General features: G+C 66.4%; 22 protein-coding genes. 16 read left to right on the top strand and 6 right to left on the bottom strand.

Going from position 1 to position 24,388, the window contains the following annotated elements; translation table 11 throughout:
* Positions 1-142: 142 nt before the first annotated feature.
* Positions 143-1,132, bottom strand: a complete 990-nt coding sequence (locus CXR03_RS13520) for an LLM class flavin-dependent oxidoreductase (protein ID WP_104055075.1) — start codon at positions 1,130-1,132, stop codon at positions 143-145.
* Between the two features lie 149 nt (positions 1,133-1,281).
* Positions 1,282-1,770 (bottom strand): SRPBCC domain-containing protein, encoded by a 489-nt coding sequence (locus CXR03_RS13515; RefSeq protein ID WP_181034607.1) that lies wholly within the window; start codon positions 1,768-1,770, stop codon positions 1,282-1,284.
* 155 nt (positions 1,771-1,925) lie between these two features.
* Here CXR03_RS13515 and CXR03_RS13510 point away from each other — a divergent pair, with 155 nt between their 5' ends.
* The gene (locus CXR03_RS13510; protein ID WP_181034606.1) at positions 1,926-2,222 is read left to right on the top strand and encodes a DUF3253 domain-containing protein; all 297 of its coding nucleotides are present in this window, start codon (positions 1,926-1,928) and stop codon (positions 2,220-2,222) included.
* Between the two features lie 2 nt (positions 2,223-2,224).
* On the opposite strand, the gene CXR03_RS13505 is transcribed toward CXR03_RS13510, so the two are convergent.
* Both CXR03_RS13505 and CXR03_RS13500 read right to left on the bottom strand, forming a co-directional pair.
* Positions 2,225-2,533 carry a cupin domain-containing protein gene (locus CXR03_RS13505; protein WP_104104298.1) on the bottom strand — a complete coding sequence of 103 codons (309 nt, stop codon included), beginning with the start codon at positions 2,531-2,533 and terminating at the stop codon, positions 2,225-2,227.
* A gap of 61 nt (positions 2,534-2,594) precedes the next feature.
* Positions 2,595-4,238 carry a PucR family transcriptional regulator ligand-binding domain-containing protein gene (locus CXR03_RS13500; protein WP_104104297.1) on the bottom strand — a complete coding sequence of 548 codons (1,644 nt, stop codon included), beginning with the start codon at positions 4,236-4,238 and terminating at the stop codon, positions 2,595-2,597.
* Positions 4,239-4,388: 150 nt separating this feature from the next.
* Here CXR03_RS13500 and CXR03_RS13495 point away from each other — a divergent pair, with 150 nt between their 5' ends.
* The 3 genes from CXR03_RS13495 to putP all read left to right on the top strand — a co-directional run bounded on the left by CXR03_RS13495 (position 4,389) and on the right by putP (position 8,963).
* The gene (locus CXR03_RS13495) at positions 4,389-5,879 is read left to right on the top strand and encodes a CoA-acylating methylmalonate-semialdehyde dehydrogenase (RefSeq protein WP_104104296.1); all 1,491 of its coding nucleotides are present in this window, start codon (positions 4,389-4,391) and stop codon (positions 5,877-5,879) included.
* Positions 5,880-5,900: 21 nt separating this feature from the next.
* Positions 5,901-7,274, top strand: coding sequence for an aspartate aminotransferase family protein (locus tag CXR03_RS13490; protein ID WP_104104295.1), 1,374 nt, complete (start codon positions 5,901-5,903; stop codon positions 7,272-7,274).
* A 177-nt stretch (positions 7,275-7,451) separates the two neighbouring features.
* The gene (gene putP, locus CXR03_RS13485) at positions 7,452-8,963 is read left to right on the top strand and encodes a sodium/proline symporter PutP (protein ID WP_104104294.1); all 1,512 of its coding nucleotides are present in this window, start codon (positions 7,452-7,454) and stop codon (positions 8,961-8,963) included.
* A 58-nt stretch (positions 8,964-9,021) separates the two neighbouring features.
* On the opposite strand, the gene CXR03_RS13480 is transcribed toward putP, so the two are convergent.
* Complete coding sequence (locus CXR03_RS13480) at positions 9,022-9,984, bottom strand: L-lactate dehydrogenase (RefSeq protein WP_104104293.1); 963 nt, start codon at positions 9,982-9,984, stop codon at positions 9,022-9,024.
* A 217-nt stretch (positions 9,985-10,201) separates the two neighbouring features.
* Between CXR03_RS13480 and CXR03_RS13475 the strand changes: the two genes are divergently transcribed.
* On the top strand, positions 10,202-10,639 hold the full coding sequence (locus CXR03_RS13475; protein WP_146070518.1) for a hypothetical protein: 438 nt from the start codon (positions 10,202-10,204) through the stop codon (positions 10,637-10,639).
* Positions 10,636-11,352 carry a hypothetical protein gene (locus tag CXR03_RS13470; protein ID WP_146070517.1) on the top strand — a complete coding sequence of 239 codons (717 nt, stop codon included), beginning with the start codon at positions 10,636-10,638 and terminating at the stop codon, positions 11,350-11,352. The genes CXR03_RS13475 and CXR03_RS13470 overlap by 4 nt, the downstream gene beginning before the upstream one ends.
* A gap of 107 nt (positions 11,353-11,459) precedes the next feature.
* On the opposite strand, the gene CXR03_RS13465 is transcribed toward CXR03_RS13470, so the two are convergent.
* Positions 11,460-13,208, bottom strand: a complete 1,749-nt coding sequence (locus CXR03_RS13465) for a gamma-glutamyltransferase family protein (protein ID WP_258073646.1) — start codon at positions 13,206-13,208, stop codon at positions 11,460-11,462.
* Between the two features lie 167 nt (positions 13,209-13,375).
* On the opposite strand from CXR03_RS13465, the gene CXR03_RS13460 reads away from it, so the two are divergent.
* The 10 genes from CXR03_RS13460 (at position 13,376) to CXR03_RS13415 (ending at position 24,374) form a co-directional block, all read left to right on the top strand.
* A complete protein-coding gene (locus CXR03_RS13460) occupies positions 13,376-14,083 on the top strand; it encodes a YoaK family protein (protein WP_104104665.1) in 708 nt (235 codons plus the stop codon).
* A 9-nt stretch (positions 14,084-14,092) separates the two neighbouring features.
* Positions 14,093-14,647 carry a GNAT family N-acetyltransferase gene (locus CXR03_RS13455; RefSeq protein WP_104055064.1) on the top strand — a complete coding sequence of 185 codons (555 nt, stop codon included), beginning with the start codon at positions 14,093-14,095 and terminating at the stop codon, positions 14,645-14,647.
* 229 nt (positions 14,648-14,876) lie between these two features.
* Entirely contained in the window at positions 14,877-16,616 is a 1,740-nt protein-coding gene (locus tag CXR03_RS13450) for an L-lactate permease (protein WP_104104289.1), read from the top strand.
* Between the two features lie 83 nt (positions 16,617-16,699).
* Complete coding sequence (locus CXR03_RS13445; RefSeq protein WP_104104288.1) at positions 16,700-17,716, top strand: alpha/beta hydrolase; 1,017 nt, start codon at positions 16,700-16,702, stop codon at positions 17,714-17,716.
* A 137-nt stretch (positions 17,717-17,853) separates the two neighbouring features.
* Positions 17,854-19,116: an urea ABC transporter substrate-binding protein gene (urtA, locus tag CXR03_RS13440; RefSeq protein WP_181034604.1), complete on the top strand. Its 1,263-nt coding sequence runs from the start codon at positions 17,854-17,856 to the stop codon at positions 19,114-19,116.
* 48 nt (positions 19,117-19,164) lie between these two features.
* Positions 19,165-20,049: an urea ABC transporter permease subunit UrtB gene (gene urtB / locus CXR03_RS13435; protein WP_104104287.1), complete on the top strand. Its 885-nt coding sequence runs from the start codon at positions 19,165-19,167 to the stop codon at positions 20,047-20,049.
* Positions 20,046-21,290 (top strand): urea ABC transporter permease subunit UrtC, encoded by a 1,245-nt coding sequence (gene urtC, locus CXR03_RS13430; RefSeq protein ID WP_104104286.1) that lies wholly within the window; start codon positions 20,046-20,048, stop codon positions 21,288-21,290. Before urtB ends, urtC begins: the two co-directional genes overlap by 4 nt.
* A complete protein-coding gene (gene urtD, locus CXR03_RS13425) occupies positions 21,287-22,114 on the top strand; it encodes an urea ABC transporter ATP-binding protein UrtD (RefSeq protein ID WP_258073645.1) in 828 nt (275 codons plus the stop codon). The genes urtC and urtD overlap by 4 nt, the downstream gene beginning before the upstream one ends.
* Positions 22,114-22,806, top strand: a complete 693-nt coding sequence (urtE, locus tag CXR03_RS13420; protein WP_104104285.1) for an urea ABC transporter ATP-binding subunit UrtE — start codon at positions 22,114-22,116, stop codon at positions 22,804-22,806. The genes urtD and urtE overlap by 1 nt, the downstream gene beginning before the upstream one ends.
* Positions 22,807-22,916: 110 nt before the next feature.
* Complete coding sequence (locus CXR03_RS13415; RefSeq protein ID WP_104104284.1) at positions 22,917-24,374, top strand: DUF5129 domain-containing protein; 1,458 nt, start codon at positions 22,917-22,919, stop codon at positions 24,372-24,374.
* Positions 24,375-24,388 lie beyond the last annotated feature (14 nt).

The raw sequence follows: 24,388 nt of genomic DNA, 5'->3' as shown, positions 1-24,388 counted from the left end.
CATTCGTAGGGCTACTTAGGCACACGAAGGAGGAACACGTCCGCGCCAGTCCCGTCCAGCGGGACCGGCGGGGCCGGACGCCGGAGACCTGGCCGGGCGCCGAAGGCCTGCCGGTCTCCGGCAGCCTTATGCCAGGACCAGCTTAGGCCCGGACCAGCTCCGTCACTGAAGCCAGCAGCTCGAACGAGTGGAGCCGTGATTCGAGAGTCGGGGTCTGCGTGGCCACGATCAGCTCGTCGGCATCGGCGTGGGTGCTGAACCAGTCCAGGTAGTCGCGGACCTCTGCCGGCGTACCCACAGCGGAATAACGTCCCATCTGCTTGACCTGCTGCCCGCCCGGGGATTCCAGGATCATGTCCGCTTCCTCGGGCGTGAAGGTCCGGTCCCGGCCAAAGAGCTGGGTGACGCGGCGGCGCTGACCGTCGGTGAACATCTGCTGCGCTTCTTCGGAGGTGTCCGCGGCAATGACGTTGACGCCGGCGATGACGTACGGCTCGGCCAGCTGCTCGGAGGGGCGGAAGTCGCGGCGGTAGATGGCCACGGCATCCTGCAGCGCCTGGGGGGCAAAGTGCGAGGCGAAGGAGTACGGCAGGCCCAAGGCCGCAGCAAGCTTGGCGCCGAACAGGGACGAGCCCAGAATGTACAGCGGCACGTTGGTGCCTTTGCCGGGGGTGGCGTCAATGCCGGGGATCAGGGTGTTGCCGGTGAGGTAGCCCTGCAGCTCCTGCACATCCTGCGGAAAGCTGTCCGAGGACATGGGATCGCGGCGCAGGGCGCGCATGGTCTTCTGGTCGCTGCCGGGGGCGCGGCCCAGGCCCAGGTCAATCCGGCCGGGGAAGAGTGTCTCCAGGGTGCCGAACTGCTCCGCAATGGTCAGCGGGGCGTGGTTGGGCAGCATCACCCCGCCGGCACCGAGCCGGATGTTCTCGGTGTGGGCGGCGATGTAGCCCACCAGCACGCTGGTGGCCGAGGATGCGATGGTGGGCATGTTGTGGTGCTCGGCGTACCAGATGCGGGTGTACCCCAGTTTCTCGGCATGCTGTGCCAGGGCGAGGCTGGAGGCGAAGGAGTCGCGTGCGGTTTCGCCCTCGTCAATGATGGCAAGATCGAGGATCGACAGCGGAACAGTCATGTGGGTTTTCGGCCTTTCGTTGCACGTTGCACCCTGCCGGCTGTTTGCCCGGGCACAACTGGTGCAACAGCGGAGGGCACGCTCTTATTTCACGCGCTCCTTTTCATGCCGCTGCCTTTTATGCCGCCGCCTGCCTGCCGCCGCTTACCTCATCTGCCGCCGCCGCGGCGGACCAGATACCGGGAGAGCCGGTCAAAGGAAGAGTTCCAGCCGCTCTGGTGTCCGTCCAGATCACGCCGGTCGGAGAAGGGTCCCTGCCGGAACGTCATGCGCGTTCCACCGTGATGCGCGGTCAGGTCCACCGTGATCAGGGTTTCCGGGCTCGACGGCGTTCCGTCCGGAGACTGCCACTGCTGTGTCATGGCCAGCCGGCGGGGAGGCTCCAGGTCCCGCAGGGTTCCGCCCCACCACAGCTCATCCCCGGTCAGGGTGTTCACCATGCAGGCGCGGTAAGTTCCGCCCACGCGGTTGTCGATGCTCACCCGATCCGGCGGCACGATAAAGCCCTCGGGTCCCCACCAGTCCGTGGCATGCGCCAGATCTGCCCAGGCATCGTAAACAGCCTGCTGCGGGACCGGGAAATCCCGCACCATCAACAGCTCATTCTCCGCTCCCTGCGGTGACACCGGATCACCCATGACAGTCCTTTCGGTTCGGTTCCGCCCGAATCTGTCTTCAAGTGTGGTCCGCTGCATGTCTGCGTGGCCAGACCGCTGCGGCAAACGGGAACCGGCGGCGGAATTCCACCGGACCCGGTTCCGGTGAGCAGCACGTCGGCGGCACAATGGCCTGCATGGATACCAGCGGAACATCCCAGGCCGGAAGCGCCAACGCCCGGAAGGACGACGTCGGCCCGCGCCTGGAGGCAGCCATCCTGGCCTTGCTCGCTGCCCGGGCGGACACCGCCACCATCTGCCCCTCGGACGCGGCCCGGGCGGTGGCCCCGGACAATTGGCGGCCGCTGATGGACCCGGCCCGCAGTGCGGCGGCCAAGCTGGTGGCGAGCGGCGACGTCGAGATCACCCAGGGCGGCGGCGTCGTCGATCTTTCCACGGCCCGCGGACCGATCCGCATCCGCCGCAGACGCTGAGGCTAGCCCTGCTGCTTGAGCTCAATCTCGATGAACGCGAATTCAGTGTCGGTTTTGTTGATGACGTTGTGCTCGGCCCCGGCTTCCCGGGCATAGGAGGCACCCACCACCAGGTCCTTGGTGACCTGTTCCTCAGCGGTCTCATAGCTCATGTGGCCGTCAACGGTGGGTACCACCACATAGTCCAGCTCATGGCGGTGCCAGCCCGTTTGGGTCCCCGGCGGAAAACGCCATTCGGTCACACGGATGCGGGCATTGTCGATCTGTACGGAAGCTACGGCCTGGCCGTAGACCGAGGTGGTCGAAGTCATGGGGAAAACCTACCCCAGCACCGGCGGTTGCCGAAGGATGTTAAGCGATGGCCTGCTTCATTCACCCTGCCGCCGAGAGGGACCGCAGCTGCCGCAGGAGCACCGCCACGTGCAGTGAGGTCCGGGATTCGGGATCTTCCAGGGACACCCCCAGCCTCGCTTCCAGCCGTTCCAGCCGGGCGTACAGGGTGGGGCGGCTCAGATAACCGCGGCGGGCCAGCTCCGTTTTGTTGCCTCCGCATTCAAGAAATTTCTGCAGCAGTGCCAGGTCCTCCCCCGCGCCTTCCTCCAGGATCCCGCGCAGCTCGGTGTCGGCAAACGTGACAGCCCGCGGATCTTCGCGCAACAGGGCCAGCAGTCCCCTGAGCCGGACATCGGCGGACCGGAAGTACCGTCGGGTCCCGGCGGACAGGGTTCCCGCTGTCTGCGCCACGTGGGCAGCCTCATCAAGGCCGGCGGCGGCATCCGAGAGAGCAGAACGGGCACGTCCGGCCCCGGCGGTCCAGGTCAGCGGTTCGGCGGCCTCCGCGGACCGTTCGGCCAGCACCCCGCAGATGCGCTCCAGCACGCTGTCCTCGAGCAGCCGGGCCGGCAGGGCCAGCAGTACTGCCACCTGGCCGGTCTGCACAGCGGCAGCCAGCGCAGTATTCCGGGTGGAGGACAGGACACTGTCCAGCATTTCGAGCAACGCGCGCTCTTTACGCTGCATGGACATGGGATCCTGGCCCGCACCTGCTTCCAGATGCAGCACCAGCGGAAGGTAGGCCGGCGAAGGTTTCAGTCCCAGCGCCTCCGCCCGCGTTCGGGCCTCGGCTTCATCGGGCCCCCGCGGCGAGCGCAGTTCATGGATCAGGCCCGCTTGCGCCTGCTGCGACAAGCCTGCCTGGTCGCGCTCGGCCAGCCGGTTGATGGACAGTGCCTGGCCGGCACGTTCCAGCACCATGGACGCCTCCGCGGCGGCGGCTTCCGACGCAACCGGAAGTCCGGGGATCACCAGGCGGCCCCAGCGCTGGCTGCCCAGCCCCACCGGCGCCTGCAGCCACGCTGCGTCCGCTGCCGCCGAAAAATTTTCCTCTGCTAAACCGGAACGGTGCACCGCGCGGGAACGGCGCTGCCAGTCCCGCAGCAGATCCTTTGACGGTACCGGCCCCGGCGCAAAAGCCACCACCAGGTGCGAGCTGTCTTCCAGGACCACCGGAGAGTCCAGCAGCTGCGCTGCCCGGTCCACAATCTCCTGGACGCCGGCGCTTTGCAGGCTCAGCATCGTGAACACCTCGTGGACCTCCCGTGCCCGGGCCACCTGTTCAAACTGCCGGGCCACGATGCGCCGGTGCACCACCTCGGTAACCTCCACAAAACGGATCCGCCGGTGCAGCCGGATCACCGGCAGCCGGGCACCGGCGGCAGCAGTGGTCAAAGCCGCCGCGTCGGCCGGCCGGTCCCGGGTGAGCTCCACGATGACGCCCGCCGCTCCGGCAGCCTCCAGCCCGGCCAGATAGTCCGCCGCCGCCGCAGCGGAATCCCCGAAAGCCAGGCCGGTGGTGAGCACCAGCTCACCGCCCTCCAACAGATCGGCCAGGTTGCGCAGTTCCGCGACGTGAACCCAGCGCACCGGGCGCTCCAGCAGTTCCCTCCCCGCGAGCACTTCCGGCTCCCCCGCGCGCATCACGTCCAGGTCCAGCACTGCGGCCACCGTCAGCATCATGCCGCGAGTCTAGGCCTGTTCCGCGTGCGCGTCCTTACAAACCGTAAAGGTTGCGCCACATTTCCTGACAGGTTGGCAATGGTGTCGCGGGGCCTGCCACGGCAGGATGGTCCCACTTCCGTTTCCCGCGTTCCATCCACAGGAGCAGGCATGCAGACCACTCAGCACTGGATCAACGGCACTTTCACTAAACCGGCCGACAGCCGGCTGGCCGACGTCACCAATCCGGCCACGGGCAAGGTCACGTCCCAGGTGGCCCTGGCCTCCGCAGAGACGGTCAACGACGCCGTCGCCGCCGCAACGGCGGCTTTCCCGCTCTGGCGCGACACGTCACTTGCCCGCCGCGTGCAAATCCTCTTCACCTTCCGCGAGCTCCTGAACGCCCGCAAGCCGGAGCTGGCCGCGATCATCACCGCCGAGCACGGCAAGGTGCTCGACGACGCCCTCGGCGAAATCAGCCGCGGCCAGGAAGTCGTGGAATTCGCCTGCGGCATTCCGCACCTCCTCAAGGGCGGCTACACCGAAAATGCCTCCACCAGCGTGGACGTGCATTCCCTGCGCCAGCCGGTGGGTCCGGCCGCCATCATCAGCCCTTTCAATTTTCCGGCCATGGTACCCATGTGGTTCTTCCCGGTCGCCATCGCGGCCGGCAACACCGTCGTCGTCAAGCCCAGCGAAAAGGATCCGACCGCGGCGAACTGGATGGCGGAGCTATGGAAGGAAGCGGGCCTGCCGGACGGCGTCTTCAACGTGGTCCACGGTGACAAGGAAGCGGTGGACACCCTGCTCCACCACCCGGACATCAAGTCCGTCTCCTTCGTCGGCTCCACGCCCATTGCCCAGTACGTCTACCGTGAGGCCACGGCCGCCGGAAAACGCGTCCAGGCTCTGGGCGGCGCCAAGAACCACATGATTGTCCTGCCCGACGCCGACCTGGACCTGGCCGCCGACGCCGCCGTCAACGCGGGCTTCGGGTCCGCCGGCGAGCGCTGCATGGCCATCTCCGCACTGGTCGCCGTCGAACCGATTGCCGATGAGCTGGTGGCCAAGATCGCCGAGCGCACCCGTACGCTGCGCGTCGGGGACGGGCTGCGCGGCGCCGATATGGGGCCGCTGGTGACCGCTGCCCACCGCGACAGGGTGGCCGGCTACATCGAAGCCGGAGCTGCCGCCGGCGCCGGCGTGGTGGTGGACGGCCGGGACGTGGCGCCCGACGCGGAGGGCGAGGGGTTCTTCCTCGGCCCGACCCTGTTCGACCGGGTCACCCCGGACATGTCCATCTACACCGATGAAATTTTCGGTCCGGTGCTTTCCGTCATCCGTGCGGACAGTTACGAGGGCGCCGTGGCACTGATCAATGCCAACCCCTACGGCAACGGCACCGCCATCTTTACCAACGACGGCGGCGCCGCCCGGCGCTTCGAGAACGAGGTGGAGGTGGGAATGGTGGGCATCAACGTGCCCATCCCCGTGCCCATGGCCTATTACTCCTTCGGCGGCTGGAAGAATTCGCTCTTCGGCGACTCGCACGCACACGGCACCGAGGGAGTGCACTTCTTCACCCGCGGGAAGGTGGTCACCACCCGCTGGCTGGACCCCAGCCACGGCGGCTTGAACCTCGGCTTCCCGCAGAACGCCTAAGACCCAGGAGGACTACCGAACATGAACACCACCACCGAATCCGCAGTAACCGAAGCGGAACTCGCCGCGGGCCGACGCGCCTATGAACTGGACCGCCAACACGTTTTCCACTCCTGGTCCGCCCAAAAGCAGATCAAACCCATGACCGTCACCCGCGCCGAGGGCTCCTATGTGTGGGACGGCGAGGGCCGGAAGCTGCTCGACTTCTCCTCGCAGCTCGTGAACACCAACATCGGCCACCAGCATCCCAAGGTGGTCGCCGCCATCCAGGAGCAGGCCGGCAAGCTGTGCACCATTGCTCCGCAGTACGTCAACGACGCACGCTCGGAAGCGGCCCGGCTGGTATCAGAACTGACGCCGGGAAATCTGGACACCATTTTCTTCACCAACGGCGGTGCAGACGCCATTGAACACGCCGTCCGCATGGCCCGCCTCCACACCGGACGCTACAAGGTCCTCTCCGCCTACCGGTCCTATCACGGCGGCACTGCACTGGCCGTAAACGTCACCGGGGATCCCCGCCGGATTCCCAACGACTACGGCACTGCCGGTACCGTCCATTTCCATGCCCCGTTCCTCTACCGGTCCCAGTTCCACGCCGCCACGGAACAGGAGGAATGCCGGCGCGCACTGGATCATCTGGAGCAGATCATCCAGCTGGAAGGGCCGTCGGCGTTCGCCGCCGTCGTGCTGGAGTCCATTCCCGGCACTGCCGGAATCATGGTGCCGCCGCCCGGATATCTCGCCGGGGCCCGGGAACTGGCCCGCCGCTACGGCATCATGTTCATTGCCGATGAGGTGATGGCCGGCTTTGGCCGCTCCGGCAAGTGGTTCGCCGTTGAACACGGCGGCGATGTGGTGCCGGATCTGCTCACCTTCGCCAAGGGCGTGAACTCGGGTTATGTGCCGCTGGGCGGTGTGGCCATCTCCGATGAAATTGCCGCGACCTTCGCCGACAGGGCCTACCCCGGCGGTCTGACCTACTCCGGGCATCCGCTCGCGTGTGCCGCGGCGGTGGCCACCATCGGCGCCATGCGGGAAGAGGGCATGGTGGAAAACGCCGCACGGCTGGGCGACACCGTCTTCGGCCCCGGGCTGGCGGAAATAGCCGCCACGCACGCCAGCGTGGGCGAAGTCCGCGGCACGGGCGCCTTCTGGGCCATTGAACTGGTCAAGAACCCGGAGACCCGGGAACCGCTGGCACCCTACGGCGGCTCCAGCCCGGAGATGAACACGCTGATCGCGGCCTGCAAGGACCGCGGGCTGCTGCCCTTCGCTAACTTCAACCGCCTCCACGTGGTTCCGCCGCTGAACGTCACCGATGAGGAAGCCCGCACGGGACTGGACATCATCGATGACGTCCTGGGCATCGCCGACACCTTCGTGACCGGCTAACCGTCCCTGGTGCCCCTCGTTTGGTCAGCGGCGTGTTCCGGGACGCGCCGCTGACCGGGGCGGTTTCGGTCCCGCTGAATTCTCTGATTTCACCGCTCACTGTGACGCTTGGCATACTTGGTGGGGCCTTCGGGCTCCAACCGCGATACGTAACCAGAGTGAACGGCTAACAACACTATGACTGACCAGACGTACAAACTGATCGCCATGGCGATTTATATGCTCGCCATGCTGGCGATCGGTTGGTGGGCCTACCGGCGTACCACCGACCTCGACGACTACATGCTCGCCGGCCGGGATTTGAAGCCCGGCGTCGCAGCCCTCAGCGCCGGCGCGTCGGACATGTCCGGCTGGCTGCTGATGGGTTTGCCCGGCGCCATCTATGTCTCCGGCCTGGTGGAGGGCTGGATCGCCGTCGGCCTCACCGCCGGCGCGTGGCTGAACTGGAAGTTCGTGGCTCCCCGCCTGCGCTCCTACACTTTGGTCTCCAACAACTCCATTACGGTGCCCAGCTTCCTGGAGAACCGGCTGAAGGACCGTTCGCGGATCCTGCGTGTGGTCTCCGGGGTCATCATCCTGGTGTTCTTCACGTTCTATGTTTCCTCCGGCATGGTGGCCGGCGGCGTCTTCTTTGAGAGCTCCTTCGGCTCCACCTATCTGGTGGGCATGCTCATTGTTGCCGGCGTGACCATTGCCTACACGCTCTTCGGCGGCTTCCTGGGCGCCAGCTACACCGACGTTGTCCAGGGCCTGATGATGCTCGCTGCCCTGATCCTCGTTCCGCTGGTGGGGCTGGGCCAGGTGGGCGGATTCGGCGGGATGACCGATTCCCTGCGCGAGATTAACCCGGACATGCTGGATCCGATCGCCGGCGGCACCGCCGTCGGTATCATCTCGGCACTTGCGTGGGGCCTGGGCTACTTTGGCCAGCCGCACATCATTGTCCGTTTCATGGCACTGCGCTCCCCCAAGGATGCCGTGGCCGGCCGCCGGATCGGAGTGGGCTGGATGCTGCTGACCGTGATCGGCGCTTTGATGACCGCACTGATCGGTGCTGCCTACTTCCAGCAGAACAACCTCACCCTGAGCGATCCCGAAGCCGTGTTCCTGGAGCTCTCCCTGATCTTCTTCCACCCGCTGGTGGCCGGTTTCGTTCTCGCCGCAGTCCTGGCCGCGATCATGAGCACCATTTCCTCACAGTTGATCGTCACGTCCTCAGCCCTGGTGGAGGACCTCTACAAGATCGTGCTCAAGCGCGATGCTTCCCCGGGCTCCATGGTGATGCTGGGCCGCATGGGCGTGCTGGTGGTCTCGGTGATTTCGGTCCTGATTGCCCTGGACCGCAACGCCTCGATCCTTGACCTGGTGGGGTTTGCCTGGGCCGGCTTCGGCGCCGCTTTCGGCCCCACCATCCTGCTCGCGCTGTACTGGCGCCGACTGACCACCGCCGGCGCGCTGACGGGCATGATCGCCGGCGCAGCCGTCGCCTTCATCTGGGGCACGTTTGAGATGCCGGGAATCCTGGGCGACGTGTACGAGATCATTCCAGGCTTCCTGATCAACCTGCTGCTGACCGTCATTGTCAGCCGGGTCACCTTCAAGCCCTCAGCTGAGATCGACGCCGAATTCGACGACGCCGTGCGAATTTCCAAGGGCGACGGCGAACCGGCAGTGACCGTCCCCGCCTAGTTCCGCGGGATCCCGCGGGATCAGCTGCTGCCTCCGCGGGAACGAGCACCCTCACCAGCTACACTCCAAGTTTGGTGAGGGTGTTCCGCAGGGTCTCGGCGGAGTCCTGGAACTGCCGGGTCTCCGTCTCGTCCAGCGGCATTTCCAGCATGCCGTAGACGCCGTTGATGCCAACTATTGAGGGCAGGGACAGCGCGACGCCCTCAATGCCGTAGGCGCCCTGCATGATCGCCGACACCGGCAGCACCGCGTTCTCCGCCTGCATAATGGCTTCCACAATCCTGATTCCGGCCAGCCCGATGGCGTAGTTGGTGGCGCCCTTGCCCTCAATGACCTTGTAGGCGGCTGTCACCACGTCATGCGTGACCGCGTCCAGATACTCCTGGGTGAAAACCTGCCGGCCGCTGATTTTCCAGTCCCGAATCGGCACCGGACCAATGGAAGCGCTGGACCACACCGGAAACTCCGAGTCCCCGTGCTCACCGATGATGGTGGCGTGCACACTGGTCATCAGCACGTGCGCCTCCCGGGCCAGCAGCAAACGCAGCCTGGAGGTGTCCAGCACGGTGCCGGAGGAGAAAATCCGGTTCCATGGAAGGCCGGAGGCCTTCTGGGCCGCCACGGTCAGCACGTCACAGGGGTTCGTGACGACGACGTACACGGCGTCCGGCGCCTGTTCCATCAGCTGTGTCATCAGGTTTTGAATGATGCCAACGTTGACCCCGGCCAGGTCAAGCCTCGATTGCCCCGGCTTCTGCCGCGCCCCGGCCGTAATCACGATGACGTCCGATCCTGCCAGCGCCTCGATATTTCCGCCGCCGGTCACCGTGTTTGCGCCGGTGAACTGCGTACCGTGGGCCAGGTCCAGCCCCTCGGCTTCGGCCCTGACGGCGTCAATGTCGTAGATCGCAATTTCCCGGGCTGCGTCCCGGATAAGGGCCGCGTAGGCGAGGGATGTTCCCACGCTTCCCGCACCTACGATTCCCAGCTTGGTCACAGGTCGGGTGGTGATATTGGCCATTGCAGAGCCTCGCTCACATAGGTTTGGATCCCTTTTCAGCAATGGTAGGCGCGGGTCCGGTGCAGGGGAACGGCCGGAGCATCCACGGACTCCGGTTCATCGGGACCAGCTGCTTCGGCTGCTGTTCCGCCGGATGTCCGGCTCCCGCCGAAAGGCCCCCAAGAAACTTGTCACCAGGGGGTAGACAGTCATGGAAACCGCGCGCACACTTCAAGACATGAATAGTCACCCCGGGGATGACAGCCCCGAACCACTGTGGGACAGCGTCCTGTCCCACCGGCCCCCGGAAGAGCGGGGAGCCATTGGCGGCCGCTTCGAGGCGGCCGGATTGTCAGCAGAGCAGGTGCGAACCGTCCTGGCCGACGGCGGAGACCGGCTTTACGCTGCAGCCGTCCAAGGATCCCCCGGCTGGGCGGACCCGTTTGGCGGAACCCTGGCCGCAGCCCTCCTGGCCGCTGAGGTCGGTGCCCTGGCAGCCCAGCTGGGCCGCCGGGCCTCGGGCATCAGGTCACTGGCGGCAGCTGACCTCCTCGAGGACTTCAGCGCGGTAACGGTCGCCGAAGAGCTGGGTGTGTCCCGGCAGAAGATATATGAGATTGCCCGGGGCGGCCTGCGCGGCCCGCACCTGGACACGGTCCCTTGGAGGTCTCCGTGAAACAGATCAATGAACGCGTCCAGCTACCCGACGCCAACGAACAGTATCTAGTCCATCCACTGGATCTCGCACCGGCCCGCCGGCCGTTCCTGCTGGCCTGGGTGATGGGCATCATCGGCTCGCCGCAGGTTTTTGCCGCCGTCGCGGCCCTGGTGTGGGTGGGAAGCAACAACTTCGTGGTCCCCTTTATCGCCGCCGGATCGACAATGCTCTTCGCCAACCTGGCAGCGGCCTGGTTCCGGCGCGAGGCGTGGTCCAATATCCCGGGCAAGCGCCGGGACTCGGACCGGCGTCTGCTGGGCCTAAACCTGCTGGCCGCCGTCGTGCAGGCACTGGCGCTGGCGGCAGCGGCGGTGGTGCTGATCCTGTGGTTCATTAACCGCACCGTCTCCCCGGAGGTGGCGGCCTTCGCCACCGGCACGGTCACGGCAATCACGGTGCTGATGGCGGTCGATATGGTGGCGACCGCTGTCCGGTCCCGCAGCGGAACAGCCGCCCTTGCCCCTGCAGTGAACCTGCTCGTGGTGGCGGCGGTCTCCTGGTGGGGATTCCTGGTTATCGCCGGGCGGACCGGACCGCTGGACGTGTCCACCGTCATCATGGGAGCGGCCGTCCTCCTGGCCGTGTGGGGCCTGTGGCTGATCTGGTCGCTCTGGCAGCGCCGGCGGATTGCCCGCGGCCCCAGCGGCGGAAGCGCGGCGTCGGCCGCCTAATCGTGCCAGCCAAACCCGTCGGCTAACCTGCCACCAGCGCAACTGCAGCTGCTGCCCTGACCCGGGGCGGCAGCTGCAGCCGTTATGGAGAGTGCCGGCGGCGCTCCCTAGCGTCCGGCGGCGTACCCCTGCGCTCCCCGCGGATTTGCCGCCGCCCCAAGCACTCCCGTGGCCGGATCGCTGACCACCGAGGACAGGCGGCCCAGGGCCCAGTCTCCTGCCCGGGTCACCACGTGCCCTCGGGCTTCGAGGCCTTCAATGACGGCCTCTCCCAGCCGGTCCTCCACCACGGCGCCGCCCGGGGTCCAGGTCCGCGGATAGAAGGACCCGGGAATGGATGTGGTGTGCAGGGCGGGGGCATCCACTGCCTGCTGCGGCGAGTATCCGCCAACCAGCGTGCGCAGCAGGTAGAGCAGCTGCCACTGGTCCTGCTGGTCTCCGCCGGGCGAGCCCAGGGCCGTGACCGGTTTGCCGTCCTTGAGGACCAGAGTGGGCGTCAGCGTGGTTCGGGGCCGCTTGCCCGCAGCGAGGGTGGACGGCGCGCCCTCCTCAAGCCAGGTCATCTGCAGGCGTGACCCCAGGCAGAAGCCCAGCTCCGGAATGGTGGGCGAGGACTGCAGCCAGCCGCCCGACGGCGTCGCAGAGACCATGTTCCCCCACTGGTCCACCACGTCCACATGGCAGGTGTCGCCGCGGGTCTCCCCCGTGGGAAGAACAGTGGGTTCCCCCACTCCTGCGAAGGCCTGCTGCCCGGCAAGGGCCGACGCGATGTACCCGGTACGCAGCGGCGGGACAAACGGCGTGTGACCGGGCACCGTGCCGGGGCGAAATTCATGCGAGGCCTTATCCGTGATCAGTGCGCGGCGGGTGGCGGCGTATTCCTCGCTCAGCAGGTAATCCATGGGCACATCCGCGTCGCCGTAGTAGGCCTCGCGGTCTGCTATGGCCAGTTTCTGCGCCTCCAGGATCGTGTGGGCGCCCAGCTCAGTGGAGGGGTCCAGGTATTCGTCGTCGTAGCCGGCCAGAATGGCAAGGGTCTGCAGCAGCGCCGGCCCCTGGCCCCAGGGCCCGGTCTTGGCGATGGTGTGCCCGCGGAATTCAAAGGTCAGTGCGGGTTCGTACGAGGCACTGGCGGACGCGAAATCTTCCATGGTCATGACGCCGGCGTGGTCCGCGCCGGAGGAGTGGCGGTGCGGGGCGGACAGGAAGTCCACGGCGGCACGCGCCACGAAGCCTTCGCGCCATTCGCGGCGGGCGGCATCGATCCGTTCCTCACGGCTGTCCCCCGGTTTGCCAGCCGCCGCAAGCCGGTCCAGCACCGCCGCGTAGGCTGCATTCCGGATCATTTCGCCGTCCGCCGGGATCCGCCCGCCGGGCATCCACTGCGCAGCGGAGCTGGGCCAGTGCTCCGTGAAGAGGTCCGCCACCGAGGCGATGGTGCTGCCCACCCGGCCCAGCACCGGATGGCCGTTGCGGGCGTAGCCGACGGCGAAGGCAAGGACATCCCCCAGTTCCCAGGTGCCGTGGTCCCGCAGCAGCAGCAGCCAGGCGTCGACGGCGGCCGGCACCGCCGCGGCCAGGGCCCCGGCTCCGGGAACCAGTTCCAGTCCCTGGGCAAGGTAGTGTTCCCTGGTGGCACCGCCCGGAGCGGCTCCCTGTCCCATCAGGACCACCGGCTCGGACGGGTTGTCGGCGGTCACGAACACTCCGGTCATGTCTCCGCCTGGCCCGTTGAGGTGGGGCTCCACCACGTGCAGGACGAATGCTGCGGCGGTGGCCGCATCAAAGGCGTTCCCGCCGCGTTCCAGCACTGCTTGGGAGGAAGCGGTGGCCAGCCAGTGGGTGGAAGCGCTCATGCCGAAGGTGCCTTGAAGAGTGGGGCGGGTAGTGAAGGAATCGGGGGCTGTGTAGGTCACGGGGTCGCTTTCGGCTGGAGGTGGCCACTGCTGAATACCATCGAAACTACACCCGGTGGATCGTATACAGTTGCCTGCATCACATCCAGATGAAGGAGTTCCCCGGCGTGAAGCGGTTGAATGCGGTGCCCACCGAACGGGTGCACCTGTGGTTGATGCTGGCGCTGACCTTCTCCACCGGAGTGGTGGACGCCGTCGGTTATCTGGGGCTGGACCGCGTGTTCACCGGCAACATGACGGGAAACGTGGTCCTCCTGGGCATGGCCTTCGCCGGCGGGGCCGATCTGCCGATCCTGCGGCCCCTGCTGGCACTGATCTTCTTCATGCTCGGCGCAGCCCTGGCCGGACGGATGCTGCGCAAGGGGCCGGAGGGCTGGTCCTGGCGCACGTCGGTGGCCCTGACCGTGGTGGCCGGGGGTCTCACTGCGCTCGCTGTGTTCGTGGCGGTGGCGGATGTGCAGGGCAACGCCACCCTGGGCAGCCTCACCACGTCCTCCATGGCCACGGTGATGGGGGTGCAGGCAGCCACGGCGAAGCGGCTGAAGGTAGCCGAAATCACCACAGTGGTGGTCACCTCCACCATCACCGGTCTGGCATCGGATTCCAGGCTGGCCGGCGGCAACAGCCAGTTCTGGCAGCGGCGGGCGCTCGCCATCGGGCTGATCCTGCTGGGTGCCCTGGCCGGTGCAGCAGCCTTGAAGGTCGACTTGTGGCTGGGCCTGGCAGTCTCGGCTGCCATCTCTATTGCGGTGGCTGTGATGGGCTACGTTCGCCACCACCGCGAGCTCCGGACCGGCGCCCCAGGCGTGCCTTAGAGTGGATCCATGCCCGCACAGGATGTAGCCGACTGGACTCCGGTCCACACCCGCCGGCTGATACTCCGCCGTCCCGAAGGCAGTGATGAACATGCCGCCCTGGATCTGCACACCGATCCCCGGACCAACGTGCACCATCCCGCTCCGCGCACCGTCACCCGCGCTTCCTCGGCCCGGATTTTCCATGAAATAGGACTCCACTGGTACCGTCACGGGTTCGGTGTTTGGGCCGTCAGCACCCAGGAGGATCCGCAGACACTGATCGGGTTCACCGGCCTCTCCCACCGGCTGGTCCATGCCCGGCCGGCTTTGAACCTCTATTACCGCTACCTTCCTGAAGTCTGGGGCCGCGGCTACGCCACCGAGGGTGCCCGAGAGGCTGTCCGGCTCGCGGATGAACTTCTTCCGGGCCTGCCGGTGGTCGCCTACACGACTGCGGACAACATTGGTTCCCAGCACACTGCCCTTGCCGCGGGATTGGACCGGCGGGAGGACCTCGACGTTGACCGCGGCACCTACCGGGACATCTATCTGGCCCGGGGCTGGTACACCGAGCGCCCATAAGGACCCGTCGGCTGCAAAGATTCTCCGCAGCAAACCCGGGGTGGGCCCGGCCGTCAACCCCGTTCCGCGGTAGCCGGGCATTTTTCCGGTACCGGGCGCCTAAATGCCCTGCCAGATCTACTCTGAGGGTGGGCTCTCCCGTGCTGCCTGCAGCCCGCGTTTTGGCGGCCTTGCCCGCTTCCCGTGTTTTTCCGTTGACGCCGCCATAAGGCGCGACCCGGAGGTAATCATGGACAGCTTCACCCCCAGCACCGACGCGGTAGCCAACAGCATTATCTGGTCAGCACTTCTGGCGCTCGTTCCCCTGCTGCTGTTCTTCTTCCTGCTGGCTGTCGTCAAAACCAGGGCCTACGTTGCCGGGGCCTGGTCTTTGCTGGCAGCCCTGCTCATCGCTGTGCTGGGTTTCTCGATGCCCGTGGGCCTGGCTTTGCTCTCGGCCACGCAGGGAGCAGCGTTCGGCTTGTTCCCGGTGGTGTGGATCATCATCATGGCCGTGTGGCTGTACCAGGTCACGGTCCTGAGCGGCCGGTTCGAGGACCTGCGCCGCGTGTTCGACGCCGTGGGCGGCGGCGACCTGCGGGTCCAGGCCATCCTCGTGGCCTTCTGCTTCGGCGGGCTGCTGGAAGCGCTGGCCGGCTTCGGGGCTCCGGTGGCAATCACCGTCACGATGCTCCTGGCCCTGGGGATCGCCCCCATCCGTGCTGCCGCCGCAGTCCTGGTTGCCAACACCGCTCCGGTGGCGTTTGGGGCACTGGCCATTCCCATTACGACGGCGGCCAACCTCACCAATTACACAGGCGAAGAGATCGGTGCCGTAGTGGGACGCCAAACCCCGCTGCTGGCCTTCTTCATCCCGCTGGTGCTGCTGTTCATCCTGGACGGACGAAAGGGTCTGCGCGACTGCTGGCCCGTGGCCCTGCTCACCGGCGTCGTCTTCTCCGTGATGCAGTTCCTGTGCTCCAACTACTTCTCCTATGAGCTCACCGACATTGTCGCCTCGCTGGTGGCGATGGCTGCCGCCGTCGGCTTCCTGCGCGTCTGGCATCCGCGTAACGGAGCAGAGGCCGACGCGCGGATGAGCGAGGAACTCGCCGCCGCCCGCTCGTCAGGCTGGACTCCGGCCGGCGGCGACGGGAACGCGGACGTCGGCACGGCTGCCACGGACACGGCAGCGGACCGCCTTACGCCGGGCCGGGCGTGGATGGCACTGTTTCCCTATGTCCTGGTGATTGCCGTATTCGGCATCGTGAACCTGTGGACCTGGGGCATCAACATCCCCGAGGCCCTGGAGAAGACGATCATCAAGATTCCCTGGCCTGTCCTGCATGAGAAGCTCCTGGACGCCAACGGGCAGCAGCAGTCCTCCACCGTCTACAACTTCGAGTGGCTGATCAGCCCGGGCACCCTGCTATTGATCAGCGGGCTCATTGTGGCTGTGGTCTATTCCCGGTTCAACGACGGCGGGCGGTATCCGCTGGCCATCGGGGAGGCCGTGAAGGAAATCGGCCGCACTGCGGTCCGGATGCGCTCGGCGGCCATGACCATCCTGGCGGTGCTGGCCCTGGCCTACGTCATGAACTTCTCCGGACAGACCGTCTCGATTGGAACCTGGCTGGCCGGAACCGGAGCGTTCTTCGCGTTTCTTTCCCCCGTGCTGGGATGGATCGGCACCGCCGTGACCGGTTCGGACACCTCGGCGAACGCGCTGTTCGCCAAGCTGCAGCAGACCGCCGGGATTCAGGCCGGGATTGATCCCCAGCTCCTGGTTGCCGCCAACACCGGCGGCGGAGTGATGGGCAAGCTGATCAGCCCGCAGAACCTGGCCATCGGCGCCGCCGCGGTGAACATGAGCGGGCAGGAATCGGTATTGTTCCGCAAAGTGGTTGGCTGGAGCCTCATCCTGCTGCTGGCCCTGTGCTGCCTTGTCTTCCTGCAGTCCACGCCGGTGCTCGGCTGGATGCTGCCATAGACTCCGTCCGGAGCCGGCCGCTCAGGCCCCGCCCGCAGGCGGTTCGCCCGCGACCGGCAACGGTCCGCGTCTAGGATGGGTCCATGCCCCGTCTTTCCCGCTTAGCGGCAGCTGCAGCCGCAACCGCCGCCGTCGCCGCCGCGTTCCGGCTCAGCCCGTGGCCGTCGGCGCTGCTCATCCGGGCAGTGTTCTACCGCGGCGCCCGGCAGACGGCCGCCGTCATGCGCGGCCATGTACCGGCCGGCGGTGTGACGGAACACCGGGGGCTGGCCTTTGAAGCGAACAGCGGCAGCGGCACCCTGGACCTCTTCGTTCCGGAGGCAGCCGGCGAACCGGTGCCCCTGGTGGTGTGGATCCACGGCGGCGCCTGGCTCTCGGGCAGCCGGAACGACGTCGAACCCTACCTGCGCATCCTGGCGGCCTCCGGATTCGCGGCGGCCGGCGTGAGCTACACCCGTTCCCCGCGCGCCGTCTATCCGCAGGCCGTGGAAGAAGTGGCAGCAGCACTGGCTTTCCTGGAAAAGCACTCAGCGGATTATGGTGCGGACCCCCGCCGGGTGGTCCTGGCCGGAGACTCCGCCGGCGCACAGTTGGCAGCCCAACTGGCGGTGCTCGCCACCAACCCGGACTACGCGCTGCGGACCGGGCTCCCTGTTCCCCTGAGCCGCGACGACCTCCGCGGCGTCATTCTGCACTGCGGGATCTATGACGTCGCCGCACTGGACCCGCTGCCGGGGATCCTCGGCTGGGGCTTCCGGACCGCGTTGTGGGCCTACTCCGGGAAACGGGACTGGTCCCCGACCGCCGCCGGGCGTGACATGTCCGTGCTGAACGACGTCACCGGCCTGTTTCCGCCGGCGCTTATTACCGGCGGCAACGGAGACAACCTGACGGGAACGCAGTCCATTCCGTTGGCTGAACGCCTCGTCCAGCTGAAGACGGATGTCAGGTTCCAGTTCTGGCCCGGGGACCATGAACCGGCGCTGCCGCATGAATACCAATTCCTCCTGGACCGGCCGGAAGCGCAGCAGGCCCTGACGGAAACACTCGCCTTCCTCAAGGATGTGTGCTCAACGGACACACCTTCGAAAAGCACTTGAAACAAAAGAAATATCGAGGAAACGCGAATACCCAAAACCTGAAACACGAGTCACCTAAATTGAGGAAACGGCCCGAAGAGAGGCCCGTTCACCGGCTTCGCTGATCATCAGCACGGCCCTCAGAAATAAGGTGCTCAGTGAAAGTACAAAGCATTAAAGGCGCTTTCATTCCCGTTGCAGCCACTGCGCTGGCTGCGGTTTTGGCAGGGTGCGGTTCCCAGATTGCAGACCCCGCGGCGGCCGGCCAGCCCAGCGGCGGAACAGATTCCTGCGTTGACACGTCCGGGGACAGCATCAAGATCGGCTTCCTGAATTCCCTCTCCGGCACCATGGCCATTTCCGAAACCACCGTTTTTGACTCCCTTTCCCTGGCCGCCGAGGAAATCAACGCCGACGGCGGCGTGCTGGGCAAGCAATTGGAAGTCATCAGCGAAGACGGCGCCTCCGAACCCACCAAGTTCGCCGAACGCGCCGGCAAGCTGATCCAGCAGGACTGCACGGCCGCCGTGTTCGGCGGCTGGACCTCGTCCTCCCGCAAGGCCATGCTCCCCGTCTTTGAATCCAACAACGCACTGCTGTTCTACCCGGTGCAGTATGAAGGGCTGGAGTCCTCGGAGAACATTTTCTACACGGGCGCCACTACCAACCAGCAGATCATTCCGGCCCTGGACTACCTCGCGGAGCAGGGCACCAAGACCATCTTCCTGGTGGGCAGCGACTACGTCTTCCCCCGCACCGCCAACAAGATAATCAACGCCTACGCGGAGGCCCACGGGATGGAAATCGTCGGCGAGGAGTACACGCCGCTGGGTTCCACGGAGTTCTCCACCATCGTGAACAAGGTCCGCGATTCCGGGGCCGACGCCGTCTTCAACACCCTGAACGGCGACTCCAATGTGGCGTTCTTCCGCCAGTACACGTCAGTGGGCCTCACCCCCGGCACCATGCCCGTGGTTTCGGTGTCCATCGCCGAGGAGGAAGTACCGGGCATCGGCCTGGAGAACATCGAAGGCCAGCTCACCGCCTGGGATTACTACCAAACCCTGGACACCCCGGCGAACACCGCGTTTGTCAGCGCGTTCAAGGACAAGTACGGCGCGGACCGCGTCACCAGCGATCCGATGGAAGCCGCCTACACCTCCCTTTACCTGTGGAAGGAGATGGTGGAAAAGGCCGGATCCTTCGACGTGGACAAGGTTCAGGACGCCGCCGACGGCGTGAGTTTCGAAGCGCCTGAAGGCACCGTCACGGTCAACGGGGAAAACAACCACATCACCAAGACGCCGCGCATCGGCAAGATCACCTCCGACGGCTTGATCGAAACTGTCTGGGAAGCGCCGGAGGCCGTGGAACCGGACCCGTATCTGGAGAGCTACGACTGGGCGTCGGGCCTGTCCTGATTCCCGCCGTCGTCCCCGCCCGTTCTTCCACCTGAAAGGTCCGCCGCAATGGAACTGCTGATTGGACAAATGTTTGCCGGGCTCAGCCTGGGCTCGGTGCTGCTGCTTGCAGCACTGGGCCTGTCGCTGACCTTCGGCCAGATGGGGGTCATTAACATGGCCCACGGTGAATTCATCATGGCCGGCGCCTACACCGCGTTTGTGGTGCAGCAGACCCTGGGAAGCGCCGGACTCTCCCTCCTGGTTTCACTGCCGGCGGCCTTCCTCGTGGGCGGAACCATGGGGCTGATCCTGGAAGAACTGCTGCTCAAGCGGATGTACCACCGTCCGCTGGATACCCTCCTGGTGACCTTTGGGGTCTCCCTGATCCTCCAGCAGGTGGCCCGGGACATTTTCGGCGCACCGAGCGTGGACGTTCGGGTCCCCGCCTGGCTGCAGGGCAACGTGGAACTGCTCGGCGCGCCCATTCCGCTGACCCGGCTGTTCATCCTTGCCCTGGCACTCACCTGCCTCGCGGCGCTGGCCCTGCTGCTGAAAGCAACCCCGCTGGGCCGGCGGATCCGCGCCGTCGTCGTAAACCGGGACCTGGCCGAGTCCAGCGGCATTTCCTCCCGCCGCACCGACCAGCTGACATTCTTTGTCGGTTCCGGCCTCGCCGGAATCGCCGGAGTCGCAGTAACGCTGATCGGATCCACCAGCCCGTATCTGGGTCCCAACTACATCGTGGACGCCTTCCTCGTGGTGGTGGCCGGAGGCATTGGGCAGATCAAGGGAGCCGCCATCGCCGCATTCGCCCTGGGCGTGCTGCAGTCGGTGTTCGAATTCTCCACCACCGCCAGCATCGGCAAAGTGCTGATCCTCGCGGCCATCGTGATTTTCCTGCAGGTCCGCCCGCAGGGCATCTTCACCCTCAAGACGAGGAGCCTGGCATGAGCACCGATACAGTCCGCAGCACCACCGGCGGTTTCGCCGCCCGCCTTTCTTCCGTACGGCAGTCCCGGGCAGGGGTCCTGGCCGGCTTCGCCGCCGCGGCAGTCCTGCTGCTGGTGGCTGCACCCGCACTGCTTCCGGTCTTCAGCCTGGGGCTGCTCGGAAAATTCCTCTGCTTCGCCATTGTGGCCGTGGGCATCGGTCTGGCCTGGGGCCGCGGCGGGATGCTGACCCTTGGCCAGGGTGTGTTCTTCGGCCTCGGCGCCTACATCATGGCCATGCATATGAAGCTGGCCGACGCCGCATTGTTCGGCGGTTCCGGCGTACCGGATTTCATGGCGCTGTACGGCACCGGCACCGTTCCGGGCTGGTGGGAGCCGTTCCGCAGTCCCGTGGTGACCGTTCTCGCCGTCGTGCTGGTGCCCGGGCTGGTGGCGCTGGTCCTGGGTCTGGCCATCTTCAAGCGCCGGGTCAAGGGTGCCTACTTCGCCATCCTCAGCCAGGCCCTGGCGGCCGCGTTTGCGGTCCTGCTCATCGGCCAGCAGGCCACCACCGGCGGGTCCAACGGGCTCAGCGGTTTCCGTTCCTTCTTCGGCCTGGACCTGGCGGACCCGGCGAACAAGCGGATGCTGTACCTGCTGACCGCCGTGGTGCTGCTGCTGGTCGTGGCAGCGGCACGGCAGCTGATGCACAGCCGGTTCGGTGAACTGCTGGTGGCCGTGCGCGACCAGGAGGAACGGGTTAGGTTCCTGGGCTACGACCCCGCGACCGTCAAAACCGTGGTCTACGTGCTGGCTGCAGCGATGGCCGGCGTGGCGGGCGCGTTGTTCGTGCCGCTCGTGGGCATCATCTCCCCCGCCGACGTTGGCGTCACCCCCTCCATTGCGTTCCTCATCGGGGTGGCAATCGGCGGCCGGTCCACGGTGCTGGGCCCGGTCCTCGGCGCGCTGGGGGTGGCCATCGCGCAAGCCTCTCTCGCATCCTCCTTCCCGTCCTTCTGGGTCTACTTCCAGGGACTGCTGTTTGTCCTGGTCATCGGGTTCCTGCCCGGCGGCCTGGCCTCGCTGCCCGCCGTCCTGGGCAGGCTGCGGCGGAAGAGGAACGACGACGGCGGAGCCGCCCGGGAGTCCGGCCCGCCAACAAGTGCACCGCCTGTCCCGCCGGCCATGCCCCCGGCGCCGGCAATCTCAGCCGTTGCTTCACCGCTTGCCACCGTTCCCGCAGCTAAGGAGCTCCGCCCGTGAAACACCAGACGATTGCCGCGGATCAGCCGCACCTGCTGCTGCCCCAGGGAGAGCCGCAGGCCGGCGGCCAGCGTTCCGGACGGCCGCAGTACCTGGAGGTCCGAAACCTGCGGGTGGTGTTTGACGGGTTCACCGCCGTCGACGGCGTCAACCTTGACGTCACCCAGGGCGACCTGCGGTTCCTGATCGGTCCCAACGGCGCCGGCAAGACCACCATCATCGACGCGATGACCGGACTGGTTCCGGCCACCGGATCCGTCAACCACACCGGTACCGAGATTCTCGGCCGCAAGGTCCACCAAATCGCCAAGCTCGGCGTCGGCCGCACCTTCCAGACAGCCAGTGTCTTCGAGAACCTCTCGGTGCTGCAGAACCTGGACATTGCGGCCGGTGCCCGGCGGCGGCCGCTGGAGTTGCTGCGCCGACGCCGCGGCACCGATCCGGCCGTGGATGAGGCCCTGGAAATCATCGGTTTGGAGCATCTGGCGGCCAGGCAGGCCGGAACCCTGGCGCACGGGCAGAAACAGTGGCTGGAGATCGGCATGCTGCTGGTGCAGAACTCGGAACTGCTGCTGCTGGATGAACCAATCGCCGGCATGAGCCAGGACGAGCGCGCCCAGACCGGCGAGCTGCTGCGCCGGATCGGCGCGAACCGGATCACGCTCGTCATTGAGCACGACATGGATTTTGTCCGTGAGTACGCCACCTCGGTGACCGTCCTGGCTGCCGGCAAGGTCCTCAGCGAGGGCAGCGTGGCACAGGTGCAGGCGGACCCGCGTGTGCAGGAAGTCTACTTGGGCACCACGCCCGCGAAAGGACACTGATGCTGGAAATCAAGGACCTCAAGGCCGGGTATGGGCGCACCGAAGTGCTGCACGGCGTCTCCGTGACGGTGCCCGATGACGCCGTCGCCTCCGTCCTGGGGCACAACGGCGCCGGCAAATCCACGCTGCTGCGCGCCGTCGTCGGCATTATCCGCCCCACAGCCGGAACCATCCGGTTCAACGGCGAAGACATTGCGGGACTGCGCCCGCATCAGCGGGTGGCGCGCGGACTGGCCTACGTTCCGCAGGGCCAGCAATCCTTCGGGCCGCTGACCACCCTGGAAAACCTGCGGCTGGTGGCGGACGGGCGCAAGCGCGGCAAGGCACTGGTGGATGAAGCGCTGGACATGTTTCCGGCGCTGAAACCGCTGCTGGCCCGGCGCGCGGGACTGCTCTCCGGCGGGCAGCGGCAGCAGCTGGCTATTGCCCGCGCACTGATCACCGAACCCACCCTGCTGATTCTGGACGAACCCACGGAGGGCATCCAGCCCAACGTTGTGGCCGAAATTGAGCAGACCATCATGAACCTCGCCTCACGGTCCGGCATGCGGGTACTCCTGGTGGAACAGCACATCGGCTTCGCACTGCAGGCCGCGGACACGTACTACGTCCTGGCGGCCGGGCGGGTCAGCTCAAGCGGCCGCGGCGGTGCATCAGCTGCGGAAACAGTCCGCACGGCCATGCTGATCTGAGAACACCTGCGCTGCCCCACATCTCCGGTGCAGGATCCGGCGGCAGGCTGACCCCCGCCCGGATCCGCGCTAGGCTCGAGCCCAAATCAGTCGTCAACAGAGGGGAAACGATGCGCCGGGCACTGACTACGCTGCTGCTGGTCCTGATCACGCTGACCGGGGGTGCCGCCGCTGCCGCTGCCGTTACCCCGGACGAGGTGATCGTCGAAGACACCGCAGGAGTCCTGGACAGCAATACACTCCTGCCGGCACTGGAAAACATTGAGTTCCGGGAACCCACCACAGTTGCCGTCTATACCTACAACGGGCCGGCGGACAATGAGGACGGAACCGTTCTTAATGCCGAAGTGCTGCGCTTCGCCCGGGCAGAGCACCCCGAGTGGCTGAGCGAAGACGGCCAGAAATGGGCGGACGGACTGTTCATCTTCGCCCTGGATCCCACGGGCCGGTGGACCGGTACGTACTACGGCGAGGACCGCAAGATATCCCTCGATCAGCAGGAGGACATCCGGAGCGAAACCAATGAGCTGTTCGCCGAGGCGAACTGGACCGAAGGAACCATTGCCGCCGTCGAAGAAGCGGCCAAGCTGATCAACCGTCCCTGGTACCTGTCCCGCGGCGCCATCATCGGGTTCATCGTTGCCGGGGTTGCCGCGGCGGGATCGGTAGTCACCTACGTGGTGGTGCGGCGGAACCGCCGGACCAAAAACCGGAAGCTGCTGACCGAGGCCGACGCCAGCTATTCCAGCGTGACCCGGGACCTGGACGCTACGGAGGTCAACGCCAACACCATTCCGGACGATTCCTCCTACGGGTCGCGGGTGCTGGAGGAATACCGCACGTTCATGACTCGCTACAACAAGGCCACGGCGCTGAACAACGCCGCCCACGCTCTCTCCGACAAGGACCTGATGAACCGCAGCAGCACGGTGACGGTGGAAGAGTACGCGGATGCCGCCCTTGAACTGGACGGTCTGGATGACGTCATTGCGGACACGAATGCGCTGCTCAACAAGGCCCCGGGCTGGGAGCGGGCCTGGGACCGCCAGACCGATCCGTTGCAGGAGGATCTGGGCCGCCTCGATGACCTGCTGGAAGGCAAGGACGCCGTGGCCGGGGATTCCGCGACTGCCCGCGCCCTGCTGGCCTTCCGGCGGCAGACCCGCGAGGACCTTGCCGCTGCCGCCACGGAACTGGCTGAGGACCGTATTACCCCCGAACAGGCGCTGGACCGCATCAAGGCCGCGCGGGAAAAGCTCTCGGATCTGCTGGACAAGCACGCCCAAACCGTCATCTCGGCGCAGGCAAAGACAGACAGCGAGCGCAAGCTCATGCAGAAGGAACTGGACAAGGCCTCCGCGCCGGGCCGCCGGGACCGCAGCTACCGTCCCGGAATCGTGGACACGGCCTTCCCCGCCTACTTCTACTACTCGGTGGGAAGCTTCAACACCGGCATCCAGCACGGCACCAGCAGCGTGGAATCGGCCCGCAGCTCCGCGTCCGGCTCCACCGGGTACGGCGGCTCGGGAGGCAGCTTTTCCGGGGCGGGCAGTTCCGGAAGGTTCTGACTGACCTGCAGCAG

The sequence above is a fragment of the Arthrobacter sp. 08Y14 genome (genome assembly GCF_002929455.1).
Taxonomy (GTDB): Bacteria; Actinomycetota; Actinomycetes; order Actinomycetales; family Micrococcaceae; genus Arthrobacter_B; species Arthrobacter_B sunyaminii.
Note: the sequence above shows the minus strand (reverse complement) of the source record. Positions and strands in the feature narration are given on the sequence as shown.